Genomic DNA, 25,790 nt, shown 5'->3' with positions numbered 1-25,790 from the left:
CGTCAGAGGGTGCGGCGCCCTTCGAATGCGCGACCCAGGGTGACCTCGTCGGCGTACTCGAGGTCGCCGCCGACGGGGAGCCCGGATGCCAACCGGGTGACGCGGATCTCGAGCGTGTGCAGCAGCCGGCTGAGGTAGGTGGCCGTCGCCTCACCCTCGAGGTTCGGGTTGGTGGCGAGGATCACTTCTTGCACCGTCCCGTCGGCGAGGCGCTGCATCAGCTGGCTGACGCGCAGGTCGTCGGGGCCGATGCCCGCGATGGGACTGATCGCCCCACCGAGCACGTGATAGAGCCCGCGGAATTCGCGCGTGCGCTCGATGGCGGCGACATCCTTCGCGTCTTCGACGACGCAGATCAGCGCGGGGTTGCGACGAGGATCGCGGCAGATCGAGCAGCGGTCCTGCTCGGACACGTTGCCGCAGATCTCGCAGAACTTCACCTTGTCGCGGATCTCACCCAGCAGCGTCGAGAGACGGGAGACGTCAAAGCTCGGGGACTGCAGGATGTGGAAGGCGATGCGCTGCGCCGACTTCGGGCCGATCCCGGGGAGCCGGCCGAACTCGTCGATCAGGTCTTGGACGATGCCGTCGTACATCAGGTGAACCTCGTCGGGGGCTCGTAGGGCTCGTCACGGAGATAGGTCGCGCCCAGCATCTGACGCACGACCGCCTCCCCGTACCGCTGCACGCCCCCGCGCAGGGGCGCCATCCGCGGCACGATCACCGGTGGCACCGGCACGTCGGGAGCCTCGTCGGCCGGGGGGATGACGTCATCGTCGTCGACCTCGTCGGGAGCGGGGACCGACGGCGCGACATCGGCGGCCGGCAGGACGGCCCCCTCGCGGACGAGCGCTGCGACCGGCGCGGAGACCGCGGGGCGCGCCTCCTCAGGCTCGTCATCGACGGCCAAGGCGGAGGGCGGGGCCGCCGGGGCGGCTCCGGGAATGGGCGCGACGGCCCAGTCCGTGACACTGGCCGTATAGGGCGCTGACGAGCGCGCGGGTGCTCCCCCGCGCCCGGGAGCACCCGAGCCGGTACCGCCGGGGCCACCGGGACCCGTGCCACGCGGGCCGCCGGAGCCGGGTCCGCCCGGAGCGTCACCGTCGAGGCGCGCGAGATACTTCACCCGCACGCCGAGGACGGCGAGGATCGCCTGGCGCAGGTCTTCACTGGGGCCGCCGTCGGCGCTGCGGGTCTTGAACGCCGTGAGATCGCTCGTCGTGCGGAAGAAGAGCGTGAGCACCTCGTCATCGAAGGCGGCGACGGTCGCCGTGGAGACCACCAGCCACGACGAGCGGCTCGCGGCCTCGAGCTGCCCGAGGATCTCAGGCCAGGCGTCGCGCACGTGACCGAGCTCGATCGGGCCGACTGGCTGAGCAGGAGGCGTCGGGGCGGCGGGCTCGAGCGGCGAGGCGTCCGGCGCCTCGGTCGGGGGCGTACCCGTCTCGGCGGGCGCGCCGGTGTCCGTCGGCCCGGCGCCGGCCGACGCGGCGGGCGCCGCAGGGGCGGGCGCTGCCTCTGCGGCGTCCGTCGGCCCGGCGTGCGTCGGCCCGGCGTCCGTCGGCCCGGCGTCCGTCGGCAGGGCGGTGTCGGTCGTCGCGGACGTATCCACCGGAGCGGGTGTGCCGCCCGACCCGGCCGACGACGCGGGAGGCGCGGAGGCCTGAGGCACGGGAGACTCCGCCGCGGGAGCAACGGCGACCGGCGAGGCCACCTCCCCCGCACCGAAGAGATCATCGGACGCGTCGGAGTTGTCGGGCGTGGGTGCCGTGTCGAAGGGGTGCGCGTGGTCGTCCGCCCCGGAGGCGCGTGCGGGAGCGCTCGACGATGTCGGCGCGGCCGGGGCGGGCCGTTCTGACACGACCTCCGCCGGGTGCGGAGCGGCGTCGACGGGGCGAGGCTCGTCGTCGGGCGGCGGAGCATCGTCGTCGGTGAACGGCGGCGGGGCATCGTCGTCGGCGCGCGACGGCGCGACCGGCTTGTCGACGACGCGATCGGACGCCGCCCCGCCCGCGGACGAGGACCGGGACGGCGAAGCGACAGAGGGCGCCGCAACAGAGGCCGCCGCAACAGACGGCGTCGCCACCGAAGGCGGAGCGACCACCGGAGGCCCGACGGGACTCCCCTGCGACCCCGGAGACGCGATGGCCGGAGCAGGACGCCCGGGAGCCGCGACAACCGGAGCCGCAGCCGCCGGGGCAGTGGTGCTCGGAGCAGCGGTGCCCGGGGAGGCGATCCGGGGAGCCGCGGGAGCGGCGACACGCGGAGCCGCGGCGGGCGCCGCGATGTCGGCGGCCGGCGACGCGGGGCGGCCGGTCGCGGGCGCCGGCGCCGGGGCGGTAGCTCGCGCGGTATCCAGGTCATGGATCGTGGCGGGCGACGCCCCCTGCGACACCCCCGCGTGGGTCAGCACACGGGCCACGAGCAGTTCGAGCTGGAGCCGGGGTGACGTGGCGCCCGTCATCTCGTCGAGCGCAGCGACGACCAGGTCGGCCGTGCGCGAGAGACGCCCGACGCCGAACGCGGTGGCCTGGCGGGACATGCGCTCGAGCTGGTCGTCGGGAACCCCGCGGAGAACCGCGGACGCCCCCGCGCCGGTCGCCGCGACGACGATGAGGTCGCGCAGACGCTCGAGCAGGTCGTCGACGAAGCGCCGCGGGTCCTGCCCGGTCTGCACGACGCGGTCGACCGCGGTGAACGCCCCGGCACCGTCGTTCGCGGCGAACGCGTCGACGACCTCGTCGAGGAGTTCGGAGTGGGTGTACCCGAGCAGCGCCACGGCGCGCTCGTAGCGGACGAGCACCTGGCCCGCCTGTTCGGTCCCCGCGCCCGTGGAGGGGTCGGACCCCGCGATGAGCTGATCGAGCAGAGACAGCGTGTCGCGGGGCGAGCCTCCGCCGGCGCGGACGACGAGCGGCAGCACGCCGGCCTCGACGCCCACGTTCTCGCTCTCGCACAGCTCCTGGACGTACTCGAGCATGGCGGCGGGCGGAACGAGCCGGAACGGATAGTGGTGGGTGCGCGAGCGGATGGTGCCGAGCACCTTCTCGGGCTCGGTCGTCGCGAAGATGAACTTCACGTGCGCGGGCGGCTCTTCGACGAGCTTCAGCAGGGCGTTGAAGCCCTGCTGCGTGACCATGTGCGCCTCATCGAGGATGAAGATCTTGAAGCGATCGCGGGCAGGGGCGAAGATCGCGCGCTCGCGGATGTCGCGGGCGTCGTCGACGCCGTTGTGGCTGGCGGCGTCGATCTCGACGACGTCGAGCGAACCGCTTCCGCCGCGGCCGAGCTCGACGCAGCTCTCGCAGGTGCCGCAGGGCGTGTCGGTGGGGCCGGCGGCGCAGTTGAGGCAGCGGGCGAGAATCCGGGCCGAGGTGGTCTTACCGCAGCCACGCGGACCCGAGAACAGGTACGCGTGACCGACCCGGTCGCTGCGCAGAGCGGTCATGAGCGGCTCGGTCACCTGGGACTGCCCGATCATCTCGCCGAACGCCTGCGGGCGGTATCGGCGGTACAGGGCTGTCGTCACCCGACCAGCCTACGGCGTCCCTCCGACATCGCGTCCGCCGCGCTCCCCGCACCGGCGCCGTGCGCGCGGCGGACGCCGATCTCCACCGGTCATCAGAACAGGGGATGCCACCGCAACAGGCTGAAACGCCCCGAGACGCCCTGTCCCCGCGGCATCCCCTGCCCCCGTCGCATCCCACTTCCCCGGACTCGAGCATCCGCCCCGCGCGGAAAGCCGAACGCGGCGGCGCCCCGGGAGGCACCGCCGCGTTCGAGAGCGGGCGTCAGACGTCGAGACCGACGGCGACGGGTTCGTCGTCGTCGCCCACGACGGGGATGGCCGCCGTGACGATCGGGACCGAGGCCAGCAGCAGCGTGCCGTCTTCGCGGACCGATCCCTCGAGCTGACGGATCGAGGGCCGTCCCGGGCGGACGGGCCCCTGACCGTGCAACGGCACCCGCACCGTCTCCCCGGGGGCGACGGTGTAGTCGGCGCCACGGACCGCGAACTCGACGGGCTCACCGTCACCGCCCGCACGCAGCGTGAGCGCCGTCGCGGTCAGCGTGATGTCGAGTCGCGTGCCGTGCCAGTGCAGCACGTACGACAGCTCGGGCCAGTCCGCGGGGAGACGCGGGTCGAACGTGAGCTGACCGAAGTGGTCGCGCATGCCGCCGAAGCCGCTCACCAGAGCCGTCCACACGCCGCCCGCCGACGCCACGTGCACGCCGTCGGAGGCGTTGTGGTGCAGGTCGCCGAGGTCGACGAACGCGGCCTGGCGGAAATACTCCAGAGCGAGGTCCTGGTAGCCCACCTCGGCGGCGAGGATCGACTGCACGACCGCCGACAGCGTCGAGTCGCCGGTGGTCAGCGGGTCGTAGTACTCGAAGTCGGCGAGCTTCTCGGCATCCGTGAAGTGATTGCCCTGCAGGAACAGGGCGAGCACGACATCGGCCTGCTTGAGCACCTGGTACCGGTAGATCACCAGCGGGTGGAAGTGCAGCAGGAGCGGACGCTGATCGGGCGGGGTGTTCTCGAGGTCCCAGATCTCGCGCTCGAGGAACACCGCGTCCTGCGGATGGATGCCGAGCGCCGGGCTGAACGGGATGTGCATCGCCTCGGCCGCCCGGTCCCACCGCTCGGGCTCGGAGGGATCGAGGTTCATGCGATCGGCCATGTGCGCGTACGCGTCGGGGTCGTTCTCGGCGAGGTCGCGGACCGTTCGGGCGGCGAAGCGCAGGTTGAAGCGCGCCATGACGTTCGTGAACAGGTTGTCGTTGACGACGGTGGTGTACTCGTCGGGACCGGTGACGCCGTGGATGTGGAACGAGTCGTGCTCGTCGCCGCCGTCGCTCGAGCGCCAGAACCCGAGCGTCGACCACAGCCGCGCCGTGTCGACGGCGATGTCGACGCCCTCGCGGGCGAGGAACTCCTCGTCGCCGGTGGCACGCACGTACTTCGCCAGCGCGAAGGAGACGTCGGCATTGATGTGGTACTGCGCGGTGCCGGCGGCGTAGTACGCCGAGGCCTCCTCCCCGTTGATCGTGCGCCAGGGGAACAGTGCGCCCGCCTCGTTGAGCTGATGGGCGCGCTTTCGCGCCGCCGGGAGCATGAGGTATCGCATGCGCAGCGCATTACGGGCCCACAGCGGTGACGTGTACGCCAGGAACGGCAGGACGTAGACCTCGGTGTCCCAGAAGTAGTGGCCGCTGTAGCCGGAGCCGGTGACGCCCTTGGCGGGGACGCCCTGGCCGTCGGCGCGGGCCGCGGCCTGCGCGAGCTGGAACAGGCACCAGCGCGTGGCCTGCTGCAGGTCGCCGTGGCCGCCGATGCGCACGTCGGAGCGATCCCAGAACGCCGCGTACCAGGCGATCTGCTGGTCGACGAGGCCGTCGACTCCCGTCTCACGGGCGCGGTCGAGCGTGCGCCGGCAGCGATCGAGGAGTTCGCCCGTGGGAACACCGCGCGAGGTGTGGTAGCTCACGAGTTTCGTGATGGTCGTGGGTACACCCGCCCGCGCGTCGACGCGGAAGACGTTCTTGGCGATGTCGGGCTCGATGAGCTGACGCGACGTCCATTCGTTGGCGGTGTCGACGAGGTGGTCGGCGACGACGGCGAGCGTCATGCCCGAGTCGGTCACCTCGTAGCTCAGCGCGGACCGGTCGCCGTCCTGCCAGTACTCGCGCGGCTGGAGCACACGGTCGCTCAGCTTCTCGGTCTTGCGCGGGTCGAACCCGGATTGCTTGGATGCCATCGGCGAGCCGCCGTAGATGCCTTCGCCGTCCTGTCGGTTGAGCAGCTGGCTGCTCACGGTGACCGGGGCGTCGGAGTCGAGCACCGTCACGGTGAGCCGGAGCACCGCGAGATGCTTCTCGTCGAACGAGACGAAACGCTCGTCCTCGATCCGGACGTGCTTGCCCGACGGGGTCACCCAGAGCAGGCTCCGGCGCAGGATCCCCTGGCGCATGTCGAGCACGCGCTCGTACTCGCGCACGTCCGCGACGTCGAGCGAGAGCGGCTCGTCGTCGACATAGACGCGCAGGACCTTGGCATCCGGTGCATTGATGATCGTCTGCCCGACCTCCGCGAAGCCGTAGGCCTGTTCGGCGTGGCGGATGGGGAACGTCTCGTGGAAGCCGTTGATGAACGTGCCCTGCTCGAGCGCGAAGCGTCCTTCGATGGGGTTTCCGCGAAGACCCAGGTAGCCGTTCCCGACGGAGAAGAGGGTCTCGGTGACTCCCACATCGTCGACCGAGAACTCGGTCTCGATGAGGCGCCATTCATCGATGGGGAAACGATCGCGATCGATCATCGGGCGTGCCTTCCGGTGGCGAGGTACGGGGGTTCGCACGGGCGGTGTCGGGTGTGCCCGGGCGGGTGGAGCTCAGGGGTGCCGCGAGAGCGGCAGGGGGAATCGCCCGAAGGCGACGGCTCAGTCTACGAACGCGGCCAGGTCGTCGACGACCACGGTGGCACCGGCGGCCGTGAGGTCGTCGGCTCCGACGCCGCGATCGACGCCCACGACCGCCGCGTAACCGGCGGCGACGGCCGAGCGCACACCGCTCAGGGCGTCTTCGACGGCCACCGATCGCGCGGGATCGACACCGAGCAGGCGGGCCGCCTCGGCGAAGACATCGGGGGCGGGCTTGGAGGCAAGGTGGTCGCGTTCGGCGACGACGCCGTCCATGACGACGGGGAACCTGTGGCGCAGTCCCGCGGCCTCGAGCACCTCGACGGCGTTCTTCGAGCTCGACACCACGGCGATGGGGGTTCCGGCGGCCTGCAGCACGTCGAGGAGGGCGACCGAACCGGGGTACGGCGCGATGCCCTCGGCGCGCAGGATACGCGAGAACACCGCGTTCTTGCGGTTGCCGACCCCGCACACCGTGTCAGCGGACGGATCGTCGGAGGGGTCGCCCCAGGGCACCTCGACGTCACGGCTGCGCAGCAGGCTCGCGACCCCGTCGTAGCGCTTCTTGCCGTCGACGTACTCGAAGTAGTCGCGGTCGGTGTAAGCCGGCTCGATGTTCCACGCCGCGAACAGCTCGTCGAACATCTCTTTCCACGCGCGCATGTGCACCTCGGCGGTCGGCGTCAGCACGCCGTCGAGGTCGAACAGCACGCCCTCGTAGCCGGTGAGGTCGGGAAGTGCGGGCGTGTCGGTCACGGCATGCTCCTGATCGGGTGTCGGGGGCGCCCGAGGCGCTGCGTTCAGCGTACTGGCCGCACCCGTCGAGGAGTCGATCGATCATGGCGCGCGGCGCGGCGCGGCGAAGAGAACCCGCGCCGCGGTCCGCGCCGAGCGGGCGTCAGCGACTCCGGCGTGACCGGGTGCGCAGCCCGAAGCGGGCGGCGAGCACCAGCCCGCCGAGGAGCAGCAGTGCACCGCCCACGACCGGCACCGTCGGGTCGACGTCGGCGCCCGTCGTGGCGAGAGGCGCCCGGCTCACCGTGGGCGAGGGCGACGGGGTGGGCGCTGACGTGGGGTCGGGGGTGGGCGCCACCGTCGGTGTCGACGTCGGTGTCGGAGTGGGCGCGACGCTCAGCGTGAGTTCGCTCGACTGCGTGTCGGAGCCGTAGGCGTTGGTCGCGGTGATCGTGAACGGGAACGTCCCCGCGGTGGTGGGCGTGCCGGCGATGAGCCCCGTCGCCGGGTCGAGGGTCAGCCCGGGAGGGAGGGAGCCCGCGGTGATGGCGTAGGTGATCGGCCTGGTGCCCGACGCGGTGACCGGGAAGGAGAAGGCGGTTCCCAGCTCGGCACCCGACGGGTTCGGCGAGGTGATGACGGGCGGGTCGCAGGCGGGCTCGGCCCCGAGGACCCCGACGGGAAGCTGCTCGACGAGCACTGCCGCCTGATCTCCGCCCAGGACCGTGCTCAGCACGGTCGTCGGGTCGTTGGCGGCTCCCGCGTACCGGACGTTCCCGTTCAGATTCACGTCCTCGGTGAAGTATCCGCGCAGGATCCTCGTCACATCCCCGTCCAGACGGTCGAGGATCGCCTGCGCCTCCTCGGCGTACTCGACGCGGTGGGCGACTCCCGGGGTTCGACTCGCATCGCCGGCGCGCATGAGCGCGACGGAGCCGCTGACCACGCGGTTGCCGTCGACGCCGGAACCGTCGTCGTACACGGCGGTCGTCGGCGAGGTGAAGTCGACCACGGTTCCGGTGGTCTGCACGGAGATGGGCGCGGCGGTCATGAGACCGAGATGGTTGCGGTGTTCGACGGCGACGAAGTACTCGCCCGCCGGGGCGAAGAAGCGCGGTGCCGCGTTCGCCGTCCCGTTGCGGCCGAGGGTGACGGTGTCGGTCGCCACGATCTGGGTGGGATCCGCCGCCGAGCGCAACTCGACGAGCACCCAGTCGACCGGCGCCGCAACAGTTCCCGGATCGACGAGCGAGACGGTGTTGTCCTCGCCGCCGCGCAGCGGGTATCCGAGCGCTTCGTACGGCTCTGTCGCCGGAAGCGACCCCTGGGTGAGGTAGCTGGTCCTCATCAGCCCGCTCCCCGCGTCGTACGCGCCCTGGAGCAGCACCGTGAGATCGACCGTGAGAGGCGTCGCGCACGCGGTCGCGGCCACCGCCGGGCTCGTCGCGATCAGCCCCGGTCCGGCGGCCAGGGTGAGAGCGGCGACCAGGGTGAGGACTCGCCTCGCGGTTCGGGACGCTTGCGCGCTGCGGGATGCCATGGAGGTGTTCTTCTCTCGGGTGGGGTCACGCACCCGTCCGAGAGGATCGGGGCCCGCTGGGGCAGGCGTCGAATCGCAGCCACGGCAGGGGGTCGACCGTACCGCGTCTCCCGGCCGCCTCTCTGACCCGACGACCCGTCGAGGTCGTGACGAGAACCGGCCCCGGAGCCGCTCGTCGAGCGGGCGTCGGGAGAAGTTCTCGACCTGTCCGAACGGCTCGAAAAGGCGTGCCCGTGAGGTCGTAACCGCCCCGCACCTCACCCGGCAGCCCGAGTCTGGTCACCTGGCTTGGTCAGGCGGTGACCGAGAGAGTCTGACGTGCGATCTCGAGTTCTTCGTTCGTGGGGACGACGAGCACCTCGACGCGCGAGGAGTCGGTCGAGATCCGACGGATGCCGCGCTCCCGTGCCGCGTTCCGTTCCGGGTCGATCTCGACACCGGCGAAGCCGAGCGTGGCCATCGCCTCCTCCCGCACACGGACGGAGTTCTCCCCCACCCCGGCGGTGAACGAGATGACGTCCACCCCGTCGAGCTGAGCGAGGTACGCCCCGGCGTAGGCGCGGAGACGGTGGACATAGACGTCGAAGGCGAGCTGGGCCGCCGGGTCTCCGGCATCCCGTCGCTCGCCGATGTCGCGCATGTCGCTCACACCGGCCAGGCCCAGCAGGCCCGATCTCTTGTTGAGAAGAGCGTCGAGATCAGCGATCGACATGTCAGCGCGGCGGGCGAGCTGGAAGAGCACGGCCGGGTCGAGGTCACCCGAGCGCGTGCCCATGACGAGCCCCTCGAGGGGCGTGAGTCCCATCGACGTGTCGACCGAGCGGCCGCCCTCGATCGCGGCGACCGACGCGCCGTTGCCGAGGTGGAAGACGATCTGCTTGAGCTCGCCGAGCGGACGGCCGACGAAAGCCGCCGCGGCTTCGCTGACGAACTTGTGACTCGTGCCGTGGAAGCCGTAGCGGCGGATGCGGTGGGCCTCGGCGAGCTCGCGGTCGATCGCGTAGGTGTACGCCTCGGGTGCGAGGGACTGGTGGAAGGCCGTGTCGAACACGGCAACGTGCGGGACGTCGGGGAAGGCCTTCTTCGCCGCCACGATGCCCGCGAGGTTGGCCGGGTTGTGCAGGGGTGCGAGGACCGACAGCTCGTCGATGTTGATCTCGACCAGGGGCGTCACCACGGTCGGCTCGAAGAACCGCGCCCCGCCGTGCACGACGCGGTGGCCGACGGCCACCGGGGGACGCTCGTCGAGCGAGGGGCCGTGCGCCGCGAAGGCCTCGAGCATCACCGCGAAGCCCGCCGTGTGGTCGGGAATCTCGCGCTCGATGGTGAAGGTGGCATCCGTCACCGTCGGGGCCGGACCATCGGTCGACGCGAGGGCGGCGGCGGTCACGGTGTGCTTCGCGACGCCGAGGTCCTCGCCGATGCGCTCGACGAGTCCGGAGGCCAGAACCTGTTCGCGATCCATGTCGAGCAGCTGGTACTTGAACGACGACGATCCGCTGTTGACGACGAGCACGACGCTCATGAGGTGCTCCCCTGGGCCTGGATCGCGGTGATCGCGATGGTGTTGACGATGTCGTCGACGAGGGCGCCGCGCGAGAGGTCGTTGATGGGCTTGTTGAGGCCCTGCAGCACGGGCCCGATGGCGACCGCACCGGCCGAGCGCTGCACGGCCTTGTAGGTGTTGTTGCCGGTGTTGAGGTCGGGGAAGACGAAGACCGTCGCCCGCCCGGCCACCTCGGAGCCCGGCATCTTGGCCTTGGCGACGGCCGCGTCGGCCGCGGCGTCGTACTGGATCGGACCCTCGACGAGCAGCTCGGGGGCGCGTTCGCGCACGAGGGCCGTGGCCGCGCGCACCTTCTCGACGTCGGCTCCGGTGCCCGACTCCCCCGTCGAGTACGACAGCATCGCCACGCGCGGCTCGATGCCGAACTGTTCGGCGGTCGCGGCCGATGACACGGCGATGTCGGCCAGCTGCTCGCTGGTGGGGTCGGGGATGACGGCGCAGTCCCCGTAGACAAGCACACGGTCGGCGAGAGCCATGAGGAAAACGCTCGAGACGACCGAGACGCCGGGGGCGGTCTTGATGATCTCGAACGCGGGGCGGATCGTGTGAGCGGTCGTGTGCGCCGCCCCGGAGACCATGCCGTCGGCGAGACCCAGGTGCACCATCATCGTGCCGAAGTACGAGACATCGGTGACCGTGTCGGCTGCCTGGGCGTGGGTGACGCCCTTGTGGGCGCGCAGCCGTGCGTACTCGGTCGCGAACTTCTCCACGTGCACGGCATCGAAGGGGCTGAGCACCTCGGCGTCGCGGATATCGATGCCGAGCTCGATGGCCCGCCCGCGCACCTCGATCGGCTCGCCGAGGATCGTCAGGTCGGCGATGCCGCGCGAGAGCACGGTCGCGGCGGCGCGGAGCACCCGGTCGTCATTGCCCTCGGGGAGCACGATCCGGCGGCGGTCGGTGCGGGCGCGATCGACGAGGCCGTACTCGAACATCAGCGGGGTGACGACGCTGGGGCGTGCAACCCCCAGTTCGCGCGTCAGCAGGGCGGTGTCGACGTGGCGTTCGAACATCGCCAGAGCCGTGTCGTACCGACGCTGAGAGTCGGCGGCGAGGCGCCCGCGCGTGTTCATGATGCGCACGGCGGTGTCGTACGTTCCCAGATCGGTGGCGATGATCGGAAGCGGGGAGCCGAGGCCGTCGATCAAGCGGACGATCGGGTCCGGCAGCTCGAACCCTCCGTTGAGGACGATCCCCGCGAGGGAGGGGAAGGTTCCCGAGGCGTTCGCGAGGAGGGTGGCGAGGAGGACCTCGCTGCGGTCGGCCGGGATGACGATCACCGCCGACTCCTTCAGCCGCGGAAGCACGTTGACCATCGACATGCCGGCCACGACCACGCCCAGCACCTCGCGCGTGAGCAGTTCGGGGTCGCCCTTGATGAGCTCGCCCTCGACCGAGCGCAGCACGCCGCGCATCGAGGGGGCGATGAGGAAGCGGTCCTCGGGAAGAGCCCACACCGGCACCGGACGACGCTCGTCGGAGGAGGCGAAAGGCACGCCGTCGATGACCTGGCGGACGGAGGCCACGACGCCGTCGAGCTCGTCGGGATCGGCGCGATTCACGATGACCGCGAACACCTCGGCACGCTCGTGGACGAGCTCGGCGACCGCGAGGGACGCAATCTGGCCCACCTCATGTGGGGTGCGCGCGACCGAGAGTCCCAGCGTCTCGCCCTGGCCCTGCTGTGCGCGGCCGCCGAGGACCAGCAGCACGGGGGCGCCGAGGTTGGCGGCGATGCGCGCGTTGTAGGCGAGCTCGGCGGGACTGCCGACGTCGGTGTAGTCGCTGCCGATGACGACCACGGCATCGCACCGCGCCTCGACGGCTTTGTAGCGCTCGACGATGCGGCCCAGGGCGGCATCGGCGTCGTCGCGCACGTCGTCGTAGGTGACGCCGACGCAATCGTCGTACGCGAGCTCGACGCCGTCGTGGTCGAGAAGCATTTCGAGCACGTAGTCGCGCTCGGCGGTGGAGCGCGCGATGGGGCGGAACACCCCCACGCGCGGGGTGACACGGCTGAGGGCGTCGAGGACACCCAGAGCGACGGTGGATTTGCCCGAGTGCCCCTCGGCCGACGTGATGTAGATGCTCTGCGTCACGCGGTCCAGCCTATTGCGGGCCTCCGGGATCGCGGCGGGGTTGCTTCGGCGTCGAGGGATACAGCACGTTCGCGCCCGCGGCCTCGAGATCGGCGGCCAGGGGCGTGTCGGGGTCGAGGTCGGCGACGATCCCCGTCACGCCGTCGAGGGGCAGGATGCCGAACCGCGACGCCGCCCCCAGTTTCTCCTCGCTCGCCAGCACGAACGTCTCGGCGGCGCGTTCGGCGAGCACGCGCTTCATCGCGGCCTCGTCGGCATCCCCTGTCGTCAGCCCCGCCGCGGGGTGCACGCCGGTGACCCCGAGGAAGAAGACGTCGGCACTGACGGCGCGGGCCGCCTCCCCCGCGGCCGCTCCGCACGCGACGGCGGAATGCTTGAAGATGCGGCCGCCGATCATGATGACCTCGGCGTCGTGGTGCAGGAGGGCTGCCGCGATCGTCGGGGAATGCGTGATGATCGTTCCCGCGAACGACCGCGGGAGGGCTTCGACGAGGGCGAGCGTCGTCGTCCCGCCGTCGAGCAGCACCGTCGCGCCGGGCTCGATGCGCTCCAGCGCCGCCGCGGCCACGCGCGCTTTGCTCGATCGCGCCACACTCCCTCGCGCCTCGTAGTCCGCGACGGCCGGCGAGGCGAGGAGGGCCCCTCCGTAGACCCGGACCGCGAGGCCGGCGGCATCCAGTTCCCGAAGATCGCGGCGGATGCTGTCTTCGGAGAGACCGAGTTCGAGGGCGACGTCTTTGACGACGAGGCGGCCGTCGCGCCGCAAGCGGTCGAGAAGGGCGTCCTTCCGGGCAGCGGCGAGCGTCATGTTCACATTCTTGCACGTTTCTGCATTATTGTTCCGAGTCATGACCGACTCTCCCGTTCCCGGCACCACCGTCCCCGACCACCGCGGACGCACCGGCCTGCACCTCACCGGCCGCGACCTCGACCGCAACCCGCGCGTCCAGGTGGCCGACGTCGAGGTGCTCGCGGCGGGGTGGCACGTGCTCCGGGCGACGACGTTCCGCTACCGGAGCGATGACGGAAAGTGGGTCACACAGACGCGCGAGACCTACGATCGCGGCAACGGAGCGACGATCCTCCTGCACGACACCGCGCGACGGACCGTCCTGCTGACCCGCCAGTTCCGCTACCCCGTGTACGTCAACGACCACCCCGACGGCATGCTCCTCGAGACCGCCGCCGGACTCCTCGACGACGACGACCCGCTCACCGCGATCCGCCGCGAGGCGGAAGAGGAGACGGGCGTGCGGGTCGACGAGGTGCAGCACGTGTTCGATGTCTACATGAGTCCGGGATCCGTCACCGAGCGCCTGCACTTCTTCGCCGCCGCGTACGACGGCGCCACGCGCGAGGGCGACCGGGGCGGCCTCGAAGAGGAGGGCGAAGAGATCGAGATCGTCGAGGTGGACATCGACGACGCTCTGGCGATGATCCGCGACGGCTCGATCCAGGATGCCAAGACCATCATGCTGCTGCAGTGGGCGGTGCTCGACGGGCCCTTCGCCCGACGCTGAGGTCGAGGCTCTCGGCATCCGCGGGACGTCTCGAGCGGTGCCGGGCGAGGACTTCCGGGCAAAGAAAAGACTCTCCGCGCACCCGGTAGAGCCTGGTTACCCTTGCTACGTTTCCGTCCTGGGGGAGTTGGCCTGGATGCCGCCACGCGGAGAGCCGTGTACAGCCTACCCGATGCGCGTCACACCATCAGCGGCGCGAGGGCGTCGGCCGCCGGACGCAGCGCCGACAGCACGTCGCCGGGGTCGTCGACGCGGTGCCGCGGACCCGAGAACGCCACCGCGCCCGCCGCGAGCCCGCTCGCATCGACGATGGGGATGGCGAGGCATCCGGACGCCGCGACGAGCTCTCCGCTCTGGCGTGTCGCACCCCATCGCGCCAGATCGTCACGCGCCCGGGCGAGCTCGGGCGTCGCCTCGTCGCCCTGCGACAGCAGCATGAGCCGGCCGAGCGCGTACCGGGCCGGTTCGCGCTCGAGGCGCGCCTGATCCGACAGCGGGAAGTCCGGGTCGGCGTCGATGACGGCGACGCGACCGTCGACGAACAGCGCCACGTGGACGCCCCCGCGAACCGTTCGACGCACGTCGGCGAGGACAGCTCGGGCCGCCGAAGACAGGCGTGCGGGCGGGGCGACGACCGCGGCGAGCTGCGCCACCTTCGCCCCCAGCGCGAACCCCGCCAGATCCGGGGTGCGCACGAGGTACTCGTCTTCGACGAGGAGGTTCACCAGCCGATAGGTCGTCGCCCGCGGCAGCCCCAGCTCGGCCGACAGGCGCTGGGCGCTGACGCCTGCCCCGAGATGTGCGACAGCTTCGAGCACGGCGAGCGCGGAGTGCACGGCGCCGGGCTGTCGCGCGGCGAGCGCCGGTCCCTCACGCATCGTCGGGATGCCGCGGCGACACCACTCCCCCGAGCACCTGCGCCGCGACCGGTTCGTCGTAGGCCCCGAGCGCTCCCGGGCCGTGCCGCCGACGAAGCACGACGACGACGATTGCAGCCAGGACAGCGAGCGACGTGACGACGATGAGGACCGCCCCTCCCGAGGCGGCGTCGTCGACGAAGAACGACACGAGTGCGGCGGCCAGGGCGAGAGCCGACACCCCGGCGACGACCGCGGCGCCGGCCGTGAGCTCGCCGATCCGCCGAAGGAAGAAGGGCGCGGCGACGCAGACGAGGATGTAGGCCACGATGTAGCCTGCGGCGCCGACCCCGATCGTGAGGTGCATCGCGGCGCGGGTGTCGATGCCCGCCGCCCCCACCGCGACCGGCACGGCTGTGATCACCGGCAGCGCCCACGCCACCGCCGTCGCGGGCGTGCCGAAGCGCCGATGCGTGCGACCGACCGCGGGAGGCAGGACGCCGTCGCGGCTCAGGGCGAACAGCACCCGCACGAGGGCGGTCGTGGACCCGATCGCGCACGCGAGGAACGACGCGGTGATGCCGAGATCGGCCACGACGCCCCACCCGCCCAGGCCGTAGGCCTCGGCGAGCTCGTTGACCGGCGAGGCGCTCGCGGCGAGGTCGGCGCCCAGAGCGTCGAACCCGGCGACCTGGGTGACGGCCGCGAGAACGTAGAGCAGACCCGACAGCACCACGGTGCCGGTGATCGCGCGCGGGACGTTGCGCAACGGCGACACCGACTCGACGCTGAGCGTGGCAGCGGACTCGAACCCGACGAACGCCGTCAGGGCGATCACCGCTCCGGCCGCGAAAGCCGTGGGCTCGATGGTCGTCGCGACGCCGAGACCGGCGACGGCGGTCAGCTCGATCGGGCCGATCCTGACCAGCAGCACGACGAGCAGGATGGCGATCAGCGCGACGGACAGGGTCTCGACCACGAGCGCCGCACGAGCGGAGATCCGGATGCCGCGCACGAGGACGAAGGCGACGAGGACCCCCTGCCCCACGACGAGGAGGGCCGTCACCAGCGCTCGATCGATCGACGGCCAGAGACCGGCCACGAGGTAGGTCGCGTAGTACGCACCCCCCAGCAGCGCGAACATCGCCACGGCGCCGTATCCGGTGAGGATCGCGGCGCCGGCCGCGAGTCCGGCCCGCGTGCCGAGACCCCGGGCGGTGTAGGTGTACAGGGCGCCCGTCGCCGCGAACCGTCGCGCGAACTGCGAGACGGTCCGCGCGACGCCGAGGCTCAGAATCGCGGCGGCCACGATCGCGGCGACCGTGGCACCCGGCGCCATGCCCGCCACGAGAAGGACGACGGTCGTCGCCGCGGCGGCCGGCGCGACGGCCGCGACCGACTGGGCCGCGAGGTCGATGACGCCGATGCGTCGACGTTCGAGTCCATGCAGCGGCGAACGGTCGCCGAAGCCGGCGACGGGGTCGGGGCGGGCGATGGCGCGGGCGAGTGCAGTCACGTGGTCTCCGTCGGGTGATGCCGACCGTACGTGGCGGGCGTTGCACCCGGACGACCCCCATGTTTCGTCCTCGTGACCTCGACTGAGACGCCCGTCAGCCCGTGTCTCACTCGGCGAGGCGACACCTTCACGACCACAACACGGGCAGGCAACGACGAAGGAGGAATCTCGACACCGGAACCGCGCACCTCACCCGACATCACGGAGGAACCGACATGACCCAGCTCGAATCGAAGGGGGTGGCGGCGTCGGCGAAGCGGACGCTGCAGGGCTCCCTCGGCGTCACCGCGATCGTCTTCATGGTCGTCGCCGCGGCCTCGCCGCTCACTGTCGTCGGGGGCGCCGCTCCCCTCGGCATCCTGATCGGAAACGGCGCGGGCTTTCCGACGCTGTACGCCATCAGCGCCGTCATCCTGCTGCTGTTCGCGGTGGGTCTGGCCGCGATGACGCGGCACGTGCCGCGCCCCGGCGCGTTCTTCACCTACATCGGCTACGGCCTCGGGCGTCCCTCGGGTCTGGCCGCGGCGTGGACGGCGATGCTGACCTACACGACCATCCAAGTGTCGGTGTACGGCTACATCGGTTACCTCCTCGAGATCACCGTCGTCTCTCTCGGCGGACCCGACCTCGCGTGGTGGCTGTACGCGCTCGCGATCGTCGGGCTCGTCGGCATCCTGGGCTACCGGCACATCGACCTCTCGAGCAAGGTGCTCGGCGTGCTGCTGGTGGCCGAGGTCGCGATCGTCCTCGCGCTGGTCGCGGCCGTCGTGTTCAACGGCGGGCCGGAGGGCTTGAGCGCCGCTCCGTTCGAGCCGGCCAACGTGCTCAGCGGGTCCCCCGGAGTCGGCCTGATGTTCGCCATCGCGGCCTTCATCGGCTTCGAGGCCACGGCGATCTTCCGCGACGAGGCCCGTGATCCCGACCGGACGATCCCCCGCGCCACCTACGGCGCCGTCATCGGCATCGGCATCTTCTACACGCTCGCCTCCTGGGGCCTCGTGATGGCCTGGGGGCCGAACGGCGTCCTCGCGGCCGCCGCGGAAGACCCCGGCACCCTCATGCTGCGCACGGTCGCGATCTATCTCGGCACGGTCGGCGAGATCATCGTCAACGTCCTGCTGCTGACCTCGATGTTCGCCTGCGTGCTGTCGTTCCACAACGTGCTCACCCGCTACCAGCACGCGATGGCCGGCGCGGGGGTCCTCCCCGACCGCGTGGGCGGCGTCCACGCGAAGCACCTCTCGCCGCACGTGTCGTCGATCGTGCAGACGGCGACGGCCGCGGCGCTCACGGCGATCTTCGCGGTGCTGAACCTCGACCCGCTGCTGCAGGTCTTCACGTGGTTCGCCGGCGTCGCGACGCTCGCGATCGCGATCCTCATGGCCGCGACCTCGGTCGCCGTGATCGTCTACTTCGCCCGTACCCGTGCCGACCGGCGGCTGTGGAACACCGTCATCGCTCCCGCGCTCGGCTTCGTCGGACTGGCGGTATCGGCCGTGATCATCGTCGTGTATTTCCCCGTGATGGTCGGCGATATGGACGCCGACGGCGCCCCGGTCTTCGGCGCCGTCACGTGGTTCCTCCTCGCCCTGGTCGTGCTGTTCCCCGTGCTCGGCTACGCCCAGGCCGCCTGGATCCGCCGCCGCCGTCCGGCCGCCTACGCCAAGCTCACCGACACGATCGCGGGCTGATCCCGGATGCCGCGGCGCTGGCGCAGCGACCCGGGTGCCGCGGCCCGCGCCACGGTCCCGCTCCGTGATCGCACGCTCCCGCCGCGGCATCCGTCCCCGTTCCTTTTCGTCACACCCGTTCCACCGAGAGAGACATCATGACCCTCACCGACCCCACCTCGACCGCCTTCGTCGCCCCCGCGGCCCCCGCCCACCCCCTCGCATCGCTCTCGCCGGACGAGATCACCACCGTCCACGCGATCGTGGCCGGCCTCGACGGCATCGACGAGGCCACCCGCTTCGCCTACGTCGGCCTCGAGGAGGCACGCAAGGGCGACGTGCTCGCCTGGGAGCGCGGCGAGGCCGCCTTCCCCGAGCGGCGGGCCCGCGTGCAGCTGCTGAACCTGCGCACCGCTCACTCGCTCGACCTCGTCGTCTCGCTCGCCACCGGCGAGGTGCTCCGCTCCACAGAGCTCGACGGCTCCGATGGGCAGCTGCCGATCCTCGACGCGGAGTTCGAGGAGGTCGGCATCATCGCGAACGAGAGCGCCGAGTGGATCGCCGCCCTCGCCGCCCGCGGCCTGACGACCGCCGACGTCGTGCTCGTGCCCCTGTCAGCCGGTCACTACGGCTACGAGAACGAGGTGGGCCGCCGCGTTCTCCGCACGTTCGCGTTCCGCCAGGACCACCCCGCCGACCACCCGTGGGCGCACCCCGTCGACGGGCTGACCGCCTACATCGACGTCGCCGACCGGCGGATCATCGAGATCGTCGACACCCCCGGCTTCACCGTGCCCGAGACGCACGGCAACTTCGACGACCCCGAGCTCCAGGGGCCGCCGCTCGAGGGCCTGAAGCCCCTCGTCATCACGCAGCCCGAAGGGGCGAGCTTCACCGTCGACGACGAGCACGTGACGTGGGGCGAGTGGGACCTACGCATCGGTTTCGACACCCGTGAGGGTCTGATCCTGCGCCAGCTGTCGTTCGCCGGGCGCCCCGTGATGTACCGCGGATCGATCAGCGAGATGGTCGTTCCCTACGCCGACCCCGCGCCCAACCGGTTCTGGCAGAACTACTTCGACACGGGCGAGTACCTCTTCGGGCGCTACACGAACGAGCTCGAACTCGGATGCGACTGCGTCGGCGACATCACCTACGTCGACGCGGTGCTGTCGGACGAGAACGGGATGCCGCGCACCGTGCGCAACGCCGTGTGCATGCACGAGGAGGACTTCGGCACCCTGTGGAAGCACACCGACATCTTCACGGGGTCCAGCGAGGTGCGCCGTTCGCGTCGACTCGTCATCTCGTTCTTCACCACCGTCGGCAACTACGACTACGGCTTCTACTGGTACCTGTACCTCGACGGCACCATCGAGTGCGAGGCCAAGCTCACCGGCATCCTGTTCACCTCCGCCTACCCGGGCGAGGGCTACCCCTACGCGTCGGAGGTCGCCCCGGGGCTCGGAGCGCCGTACCACCAGCACCTGTTCTCGGCGCGTCTGGACATGACCGTCGACGGCGTCGCGAACGTCGTCAACGAGATCGACGCCGTGCGCGTGCCGATCTCGGCCGAGAACCCCGCCGGCAACGCCTTCACCAAGAAGGTGACGCCCATCACGAGCGAGAAGGAGTCGGGTCGTGTGGCCGACGGCGCGGTGAACCGGGTCTGGCAGATCGCCTCGACCGAGAAGACCACCGAGCGCGGCCAGGCGACGTCGTACATGCTCTTCCCCACCGAGACCCCGGTGCTGCTCGCCGACGACAGCTCGTCGATCGCCGCGCGCGCCGCGTTCGCGACGAAGAACCTGTTCGTCACGAAGTACGACCCCGACGAGCGGTACGCGGCGGGCGACTTCGTCAACCAGCACCCCGGAGGTGCCGGCATCCCGGCCTTCATCGCGGGCGACGAGCCGCTCGTGGGCGAGGATGTCGTGCTCTGGCACACCTTCGGGCTCACGCACTTCCCGCGCAACGAGGACTGGCCCGTCATGCCGATGGACTACGCGAAGTTCACGCTCAAGCCGTACAACTTCTTCGAGCGCAACCCCGTGCTGAACGTCCCGGCGCCGGCGTCGTCGCACTGCGCTCCGATGGCCCACGCCGACGGGCACGGCCACGGCCCGCACGCGGACGAGGCGGTCGGCGCGCACGGTCATGACCACAGCGCGCACGGTCACGACGGTCACGGCGCCGACCACCAGTGTTGACACGATGAGCGAGATCCTCCACGCGTGGGCGGTCGCCCCCGCCGCGGTCGGTGCCTGCTGTCTGGCCGCCGACCGTGCGCGGGTGCGGCCGCCCGAGGTCGTGGCCTCGGTGCTCATGGTGCTCGCGATGCTGGATGCCGCCGCCTTCGGCGTCGTGCCCCCGGTCTACTGGGCCGCACTGCTGCTGACGGCGGCCCTCGGGCTCGCGGTCTGGCGGCGACCGCGGCAGCGTCGGATCTCGCGGGTCCCCGTGACGATGACGCTGCACACGACGCTCGGCATGGTGGTGATGGCCGGGCTACAGGTCGCAATGGGCGCCCACACGCCCGCTCACGCACACGGTGTCGCGCTCGCGCCCGTCCTCGTCGGGGCCGCCGTGGGCTACACCGTGTTCTCGGCTGCGGCGATGCGACAGATGCCGACGCGACTCGATCGCGCGCAGATCGGTGCGATGGCGGCATCCGTGGCGCTCATGGCCGTCGCGGCGGCGTGAGCCCCGAGACGGGGTTCCGCGGTCGCGTGGATCGGGGCCCTGCGGTTCGCGGCGCCCGATCCGCGGCGCGCGGTCCTCGCCGCGGGGCCCGCGTCGCCTCGCCGCGCCCGGCGCCCCGCGCCCCGCGTCGCCCGGCCGCGCCCCGCGCCTCGCGCCCCGCGCCCCGCGATGGGAGGAGAAACCGGGACGGGAGGACACCACACACGGCATCCCTCCTCCGCTCCCGGAATCTCCTCCAGAGGCCGCCGCAACGCCCCGCGCCGACGTCGCGGCTCAGCGCTTCAGGCGCAACGTCACCAGCTGGAACGGCCGCAGCTCGAGCTCGACCACACCGCCCGCGACGCTCGACACCGCCGCAGCATCCACCTCGCGCTCGAGCAGGTCGGTCTCGGTCACACCCGTGACCTCGAATCCGGCGTCGAGGCGCGCGTGCGCGCGCTGGCCCAGGGCCTCGTACAGGCGCACGACGACGTCTCCCGAGCCGTCCTGCGCGAGCTTGATCGCCTCGACGACCACGCCCGGCTCGTCGATCGACACCAGGGGCGCGACCGACTCCTCGGCGGCGTCGGGCACCACGCGCACGGGAAGGTTCGTGCGGTAGCCCTCGGCGACCGCGTCCACGACCTCGGCGCCCACGACGATGCCCACCTCGAGGTGGTGCGCGCCCTGGTCCTGACCGGGGTCGGGGAAGGTCGCCGAGCGGATGATCGACAGCCGCACGAGGGAGAACGTGCCGCCGCTTTCGCGCCCGTGGCGCGTGATGTCGTGACCGTACGTCGAGTCGTTGGTGACCGCGACGCCGAAGCTCGGCTCCGCGACGCGCACCCAGCGGTGCGCGGCGGTCTCGAAGCGGGCCGAGTCCCACGAGGTGTTCGTGTGGGTCGGGCGCACGATGTGGCCGAACTGGATCTCGGATGCCGCGTGGTCGGTGTGCACGTCGACGGGGACGCGCAGCTTGAGCAGCTTCTGCTGCTCGTGCCAGTCGACGTCGAGCGACAGGCGCAGCGTGCGCGCGCCCTCGGCGAGGGCGATGCGCTGCACGATCGTGGAGGCGCCGACCGTGCGCTCGACGATCACGGCGTCGCCGTCGAGGCGCACGGCATCGGCCGTGACGAGCGCAGTGGCGTGACGACGGTAGGTCTCGTCGATGTCCCACGCGTCCCACTGGGTGGGGGTGTCGCGGAAGATCTCGAACTGCCCCGCCACGTGGCCCGCGGGCACGACCTCACGACCGGATGCCAGATCCACCAGCGACGTGATCAGACCCCGGCCGTCGATGACCGCGCGCACGACGCCGTTGTCGAGCACGTAGCCCTCGCCCTCGGCGCGGGGGACGACGTCCCCCCCGTGCGTCGCCGGGGCGATCGCGAGGGCGGGAGCGCCGGCACGACCGTGCGGGGCGGCGTTCGCCACGACCGCGCGGTCGCCGGTGCCGACCAGCGCACGGAGGCTGTCGGCGATGACCTGCTCGAGCTCGGTCGCGATGGCTGCGTAGTTGCGCTCGGCATCCCGATGCACCCAGGCGATCGAGGTGCCGGGCAGGATGTCGTGGAACTGCTGCAGCAGTACCAGACGCCACAGGCGCTGGAACGTCTCGGCCGGGTACGCCGCGCCCGCGCGCACGGTCGCGGTCGCCGCCCAGAGCTCGGCCTCGCGCAGCAGGTGCTCGCTGCGGCGGTTGCCCTGCTTGGTGCGCAGCTGGCTGGTGTACGTGCCGCGGTGGAACTCGAGGTACAGCTCCCCCGCCCACACGGCCGGATCGGCGTACTCGGCCTCGGCGGTCTCGAAGAACTCCCGGGGCGTGGAGTGCTTCACGACCGGTGCGCCTTCGAGCGAGTGCGTCCGCGCGATGGTCGCCGTCATCTCGCGCGTGGGTCCGCCGCCGCCGTCGCCGAAGCCGTAGGGCAGCAACGAGGTGCGGGCGCGACCCTTGTCGGCGAAGTTCCGCTCGGCGTGCGCGAGGTCGGCCGCGGTGACCTCCGAGTTGTACTTGTCGACGGGCGGGAAGTGCGTGAAGATGCGCGAGCCGTCGATGCCCTCCCAGCGGAAGGTGTGATGCGGGATGCGGTTGGTCTCGTTCCACGAGATCTTCTGCGTGAGGAACCAGCGGGCGCCGGCAGCTCTCATGATCTGCGGCAGCGCGCCGCTGTAGCCGAACGAGTCGGGGAGCCACACCTCTTCGGTGTCGATGCCGAACTCCTCGAGGAAGAACGTCTTGCCCTCCACGAACTGCCGGGCCATGGCCTCGCCACCGACCATGTTGGTGTCGGACTCGACCCACATGCCGCCCACGGGCACGAAGCGGCCCTCGGCGACGCGCGCCTTCAGCCGCTCCCAGAGTGCCGGGTAGTGCTCCTTCATCCAGGCGAACTGCTGGGCCGACGAGCTCGCGAAGACGAACCCGGGGTCCTCGTCCATGAGCGAGAGCACGTTGCTGAACGTGCGTGAGACCTTGCGCGCCGTCTCGCGCACGGGCCAGAGCCACGCCGAGTCGATGTGCGCGTGACCGACCGCGTGCAACACGTGGGCACTGGATGCCGCGGGCGCGGCCATCAGCGGGGCGAGCACGTCGCGCCCGGCCTGCGCGGTGCCGGCGACGTCCTCGGGATCGACGGCGTCGATCGCGGCGTCCATGGCCTCCAGCAGGGTCGCGCGGCGGGCGGACGTCGCGTCGAGCTCGGCGATGAGGCCCTGCAGCAGACGGAAGTCCTGGAGCAGCTCCCACACGGCGAGGTCGCGGAGGCCGATCGACATGTCGCGCAACGTGTAGAGAGGAGCGTCCCCCGCGGTGGCCAGGTCGCCGAGGTGCGTCGGCTCGAAGGTGAAGAGGCTGCCCACGTCGGGGTTCGAGGCGGCCTCGACCAGCACGTCGACGCGTCCGTCGGCGTCGATCGCGGCGGGGGTGGTGTTGTTGAACGGCGACACGCCCTTGATGGGGGCGCCCTCGCGGTTCCAGACGAGCGCCTCGCACTGGAAGCCGCTCTGGCCGCTGGTGAAGCCCAGGTCGACGACGAGCTCGGCGACGGTGCCCGCGGGCAGCACGCCCGAGGCATCGCGCCAGTCGGTGGGGATCTCCCCCGATACGGCGAACCACGTGGTCCCCCACGCCCGGCCCCACGCGGTGCCGATGGCGAAGGGGTGGTAGCTGGCATCCCGAGCCTCCGCGAAGGTCACGGGCTCGCCCGGGGCCTCCCACGCGGAGATATCGAGGGGCTGACGGGCGCGATAGACGGCGGGGGCGAGACGCTCGCGGATGAAGCGTTCGATGCGCATCTCGATGAGCGCGGTGCGGTCGTGCATGAAAGATTCCTTGTCTGGGGGGACGGGTCAGCCCTTGACCGCGCCGGCGAGTGCCGACGGGCCACCGAGGCCGCGCTGCACGAGGACGTACAGACCGAGCACGGGCAGGGAGTAGACGATCGAGTACGCGGCGAGCTGGCCGTAGGCCACGGCTCCGAACGACCCGAAGAAGTTGAAGATGCTGACGGCTGCCGGCTGGTAGTCGGGACTGAGCAGCAGCACGAAGGGGACGAAGAAGTTCCCCCACGCCTGGATGAACGTGAAGATGAACACCACAGCGATGCCGGGACGCATGAGCGGGAGCACGATCTGCACGAGCGTGCGCATCGACCCCGCCCCGTCCATCCAGGCCGCGTGCTCGAGCTCGACGGGCACGCCGTCCATGAAGTTCTTCATCATCCAGATCGCGATCGGCAGGGCGCTCGCGGTGAGGAAGAGGATCGTGCCACCGATCGAGTCAATGAGGTTCAGCTGCACGAACAGGCTGTAGACCGGCACCATGATCGCCGTGATCGGCAGACACGTGCCGAACAGCACCGCGTAGAGGAAGGGCTTGCCCACGCGCATCTTGTAGCGCGACAGCGGGTAGGCCGCCAACGAGGCGAGCACCACCGTGGCGATCGCGGTGCCTCCGGCCAGCAGCACGCTGTTCCACAGCGGCAGGAACAGCAGGTCGGGCTTCATCACGGCCGCGAAGTTGTCGAGGGTGACGACCTCGGGCATCTTGATCGCGAGCGTGGGCTGCGCGTCGAGCGAGGCCGTGACGAGCCAGATGAGCGGGACGACGAACAGGATGCCGATGACGATGAGCAGCGTGTTGCTCAGCACTCGCAGCGCACGGGTGCGCGGCGACGACAGCGAGGCCTTCGAAGCCTTCGCGGGCTTGGGTACCCGTGCGCGGCCGGTCACCTCGGGGAGGGTGGTGGTGGCGCTCATGACGAGACCTCCTCGCGCAGCGCGCGGACGTAGAAGAACGAGAAGATCGCGCCGATGAGCAGCATGATCGTGGCGATCGCCGTGCCGTAGCCGAGCTCGCCGAACTTCAGACCCTGCTGGTACGCCAGGATCGGCAGCGTCGTGCTCTTGTTGCCGGGGCCTCCGCCGGTCATGACGAAGATGAGCGTGAAGACCGAGAGGGTCTGCAACGTCACGATCATCGAGTTGGTGCCGATGGTCGACCGGATCATCGGGATCGTGATGAGGAAGAGGCGTTTGATGCCGCCGGCGCCGTCGACTTCGGCGGCCTCGGTGATCTCGGGCGGCACGTCGGCGAGGGCGGCCGAGTACACCATCATCGAGAACGCGGTGCCGCGCCAGATGTTGGCGATGATGACCATCAGCACCGGCATGGTGAACAGCCAGCTGACGGGATCGAGGCCGAAGGCGGCGAGGATCGCGTTCAGCGTGCCGTTGTCACGGAAGAAGGCGTAGGCCGCGAACGCGGCGACGATCTCGGGCAGGACCCACGCGGTCACGACGATCGTGCCGACGACCGCGGTGACGATGCGGTTGCCCGACCGCATCATGAGCGCCAGAGCGAGGCCGAGGATGTTCTGACCGATCACGGCGGAGAAGAACACGAAGACGATCGTGTTGATCACCGAGACGGGGAAGTCGGGAGCCTTGAAGAGCTGGGCGTAGTTGTTGAACCCGATGAACTCGCTCGCCACCGCGGTGGAGCCGGAGAGCGTGGCGTTGGTGAGCGAGCCCCACAGCGACACGAGGATCGGGCCGAGCAGGAAGATCGCCAGCAGCAGGGCTGCGGGCAGGAGCGGGAGCGCCCGGGCCGACGACCGGAGGCCGCGCTTCTTCGCGCGCGACCCCCGGCCGGTTCCGGTCGCCCCGGTCTGAGCCAGGGCGGTCACGA

At 71.1% G+C, this 25,790-nt stretch carries 16 protein-coding genes, 1 other RNA gene and 1 pseudogene; 4 read left to right on the top strand and 14 right to left on the bottom strand.

The features are described from left to right. Nucleotides 1-2 precede the first annotated feature (2 nt). The 8 genes and pseudogenes from recR to PIR02_11645 all read right to left on the bottom strand — a co-directional run bounded on the left by recR (nucleotide 3) and on the right by PIR02_11645 (nucleotide 13,165). Nucleotides 3-596, bottom strand: a complete 594-nt coding sequence (gene recR / locus PIR02_11680) for a recombination mediator RecR (GenBank protein ID WZH35435.1) — start codon at nucleotides 594-596, stop codon at nucleotides 3-5. A 1,043-nt stretch (nucleotides 597-1,639) separates the two neighbouring features. After that, nucleotides 1,640-3,529 (bottom strand): annotated as a pseudogene (locus PIR02_11675) (DNA polymerase III subunit gamma and tau). A gap of 262 nt (nucleotides 3,530-3,791) precedes the next feature. Further along, nucleotides 3,792-6,317: a glycosyl hydrolase family 65 protein gene (locus PIR02_11670; protein WZH35434.1), complete on the bottom strand. Its 2,526-nt coding sequence runs from the start codon at nucleotides 6,315-6,317 to the stop codon at nucleotides 3,792-3,794. A 120-nt stretch (nucleotides 6,318-6,437) separates the two neighbouring features. Next, nucleotides 6,438-7,172 (bottom strand): beta-phosphoglucomutase family hydrolase, encoded by a 735-nt coding sequence (locus PIR02_11665; GenBank protein ID WZH35433.1) that lies wholly within the window; start codon nucleotides 7,170-7,172, stop codon nucleotides 6,438-6,440. Between the two features lie 142 nt (nucleotides 7,173-7,314). Further along, nucleotides 7,315-8,691 (bottom strand): Ig domain-containing protein, encoded by a 1,377-nt coding sequence (locus tag PIR02_11660; GenBank protein WZH35432.1) that lies wholly within the window; start codon nucleotides 8,689-8,691, stop codon nucleotides 7,315-7,317. Between the two features lie 292 nt (nucleotides 8,692-8,983). Then, the gene (locus tag PIR02_11655) at nucleotides 8,984-10,216 is read right to left on the bottom strand and encodes an acetate kinase (GenBank protein ID WZH35431.1); all 1,233 of its coding nucleotides are present in this window, start codon (nucleotides 10,214-10,216) and stop codon (nucleotides 8,984-8,986) included. Next, complete coding sequence (gene pta, locus PIR02_11650) at nucleotides 10,213-12,357, bottom strand: phosphate acetyltransferase (protein WZH35430.1); 2,145 nt, start codon at nucleotides 12,355-12,357, stop codon at nucleotides 10,213-10,215. The genes PIR02_11655 and pta overlap by 4 nt, the downstream gene beginning before the upstream one ends. Before the next feature lie 10 nt (nucleotides 12,358-12,367). Further along, nucleotides 12,368-13,165: a DeoR/GlpR family DNA-binding transcription regulator gene (locus PIR02_11645; GenBank protein ID WZH35429.1), complete on the bottom strand. Its 798-nt coding sequence runs from the start codon at nucleotides 13,163-13,165 to the stop codon at nucleotides 12,368-12,370. A 40-nt stretch (nucleotides 13,166-13,205) separates the two neighbouring features. On the opposite strand from PIR02_11645, the gene PIR02_11640 reads away from it, so the two are divergent. After that, nucleotides 13,206-13,877 carry an NUDIX domain-containing protein gene (locus PIR02_11640; protein WZH35428.1) on the top strand — a complete coding sequence of 224 codons (672 nt, stop codon included), beginning with the start codon at nucleotides 13,206-13,208 and terminating at the stop codon, nucleotides 13,875-13,877. Nucleotides 13,878-13,939: 62 nt separating this feature from the next. Here PIR02_11640 and ffs read toward each other — a convergent pair. The 3 genes from ffs to PIR02_11625 all read right to left on the bottom strand — a co-directional run bounded on the left by ffs (nucleotide 13,940) and on the right by PIR02_11625 (nucleotide 16,250). Further along, nucleotides 13,940-14,036: signal recognition particle sRNA small type (gene ffs, locus PIR02_11635), an RNA gene on the bottom strand. Nucleotides 14,037-14,056: 20 nt separating this feature from the next. Further along, complete coding sequence (locus tag PIR02_11630) at nucleotides 14,057-14,755, bottom strand: helix-turn-helix domain-containing protein (GenBank protein ID WZH35427.1); 699 nt, start codon at nucleotides 14,753-14,755, stop codon at nucleotides 14,057-14,059. After that, nucleotides 14,748-16,250, bottom strand: coding sequence for an APC family permease (locus PIR02_11625; GenBank protein ID WZH35426.1), 1,503 nt, complete (start codon nucleotides 16,248-16,250; stop codon nucleotides 14,748-14,750). Before PIR02_11625 ends, PIR02_11630 begins: the two co-directional genes overlap by 8 nt. Nucleotides 16,251-16,465: 215 nt before the next feature. Between PIR02_11625 and PIR02_11620 the strand changes: the two genes are divergently transcribed. From PIR02_11620 to PIR02_11610, 3 genes are all read left to right on the top strand, one after another. Then, nucleotides 16,466-17,941, top strand: a complete 1,476-nt coding sequence (locus tag PIR02_11620; GenBank protein ID WZH35425.1) for an APC family permease — start codon at nucleotides 16,466-16,468, stop codon at nucleotides 17,939-17,941. Nucleotides 17,942-18,078: 137 nt separating this feature from the next. Continuing rightward, nucleotides 18,079-20,130: a primary-amine oxidase gene (locus PIR02_11615; protein WZH35424.1), complete on the top strand. Its 2,052-nt coding sequence runs from the start codon at nucleotides 18,079-18,081 to the stop codon at nucleotides 20,128-20,130. A 4-nt stretch (nucleotides 20,131-20,134) separates the two neighbouring features. Then, a complete protein-coding gene (locus PIR02_11610; protein WZH35423.1) occupies nucleotides 20,135-20,623 on the top strand; it encodes a hypothetical protein in 489 nt (162 codons plus the stop codon). Between the two features lie 273 nt (nucleotides 20,624-20,896). Here PIR02_11610 and PIR02_11605 read toward each other — a convergent pair whose 3' ends face one another. Genes PIR02_11605 through PIR02_11595 form a run of 3 tightly spaced genes read right to left on the bottom strand, consistent with a single transcriptional unit; the run spans nucleotide 20,897 to nucleotide 25,788 of the window. Beyond that, entirely contained in the window at nucleotides 20,897-23,923 is a 3,027-nt protein-coding gene (locus tag PIR02_11605; protein ID WZH35422.1) for a glycoside hydrolase family 38 C-terminal domain-containing protein, read from the bottom strand. A 27-nt stretch (nucleotides 23,924-23,950) separates the two neighbouring features. Next, nucleotides 23,951-24,859, bottom strand: a complete 909-nt coding sequence (locus tag PIR02_11600) for a carbohydrate ABC transporter permease (GenBank protein ID WZH35421.1) — start codon at nucleotides 24,857-24,859, stop codon at nucleotides 23,951-23,953. Next, entirely contained in the window at nucleotides 24,856-25,788 is a 933-nt protein-coding gene (locus PIR02_11595) for a sugar ABC transporter permease (GenBank protein WZH35420.1), read from the bottom strand. The genes PIR02_11600 and PIR02_11595 overlap by 4 nt, the downstream gene beginning before the upstream one ends. Nucleotides 25,789-25,790 lie beyond the last annotated feature (2 nt).

Origin of the sequence: Microbacterium enclense (assembly GCA_038182865.1) — a bacterium.
Taxonomy (GTDB): Bacteria; Actinomycetota; Actinomycetes; order Actinomycetales; family Microbacteriaceae; genus Microbacterium; species Microbacterium enclense_B.
This window is presented reverse-complemented; position numbering and strand designations above follow the sequence as displayed.

What these genes read in the sequence shown, in the direction of transcription:
- PIR02_11660 (WZH35432.1), bottom strand. Translation starts at nt 8,691, where the DNA reads ATGGCATCCCGCAGCGCGCAAGCGTCCCGAACCGCGAGGCGAGTCCTC.
- PIR02_11655 (WZH35431.1), bottom strand. Translation starts at nt 10,216, where the DNA reads ATGAGCGTCGTGCTCGTCGTCAACAGCGGATCGTCGTCGTTCAAGTAC.
- PIR02_11630 (WZH35427.1), bottom strand. Translation starts at nt 14,755, where the DNA reads ATGCGTGAGGGACCGGCGCTCGCCGCGCGACAGCCCGGCGCCGTGCAC.
- PIR02_11670 (WZH35434.1), bottom strand. Translation starts at nt 6,317, where the DNA reads ATGATCGATCGCGATCGTTTCCCCATCGATGAATGGCGCCTCATCGAG.
- PIR02_11620 (WZH35425.1), top strand. Translation starts at nt 16,466, where the DNA reads ATGACCCAGCTCGAATCGAAGGGGGTGGCGGCGTCGGCGAAGCGGACG.
- PIR02_11615 (WZH35424.1), top strand. Translation starts at nt 18,079, where the DNA reads ATGACCCTCACCGACCCCACCTCGACCGCCTTCGTCGCCCCCGCGGCC.
- PIR02_11640 (WZH35428.1), top strand. Translation starts at nt 13,206, where the DNA reads ATGACCGACTCTCCCGTTCCCGGCACCACCGTCCCCGACCACCGCGGA.
- PIR02_11645 (WZH35429.1), bottom strand. Translation starts at nt 13,165, where the DNA reads ATGACGCTCGCCGCTGCCCGGAAGGACGCCCTTCTCGACCGCTTGCGG.
- PIR02_11605 (WZH35422.1), bottom strand. Translation starts at nt 23,923, where the DNA reads ATGCACGACCGCACCGCGCTCATCGAGATGCGCATCGAACGCTTCATC.
- PIR02_11600 (WZH35421.1), bottom strand. Translation starts at nt 24,859, where the DNA reads ATGAGCGCCACCACCACCCTCCCCGAGGTGACCGGCCGCGCACGGGTA.
- recR (WZH35435.1), bottom strand. Translation starts at nt 596, where the DNA reads ATGTACGACGGCATCGTCCAAGACCTGATCGACGAGTTCGGCCGGCTC.
- PIR02_11610 (WZH35423.1), top strand. Translation starts at nt 20,135, where the DNA reads ATGAGCGAGATCCTCCACGCGTGGGCGGTCGCCCCCGCCGCGGTCGGT.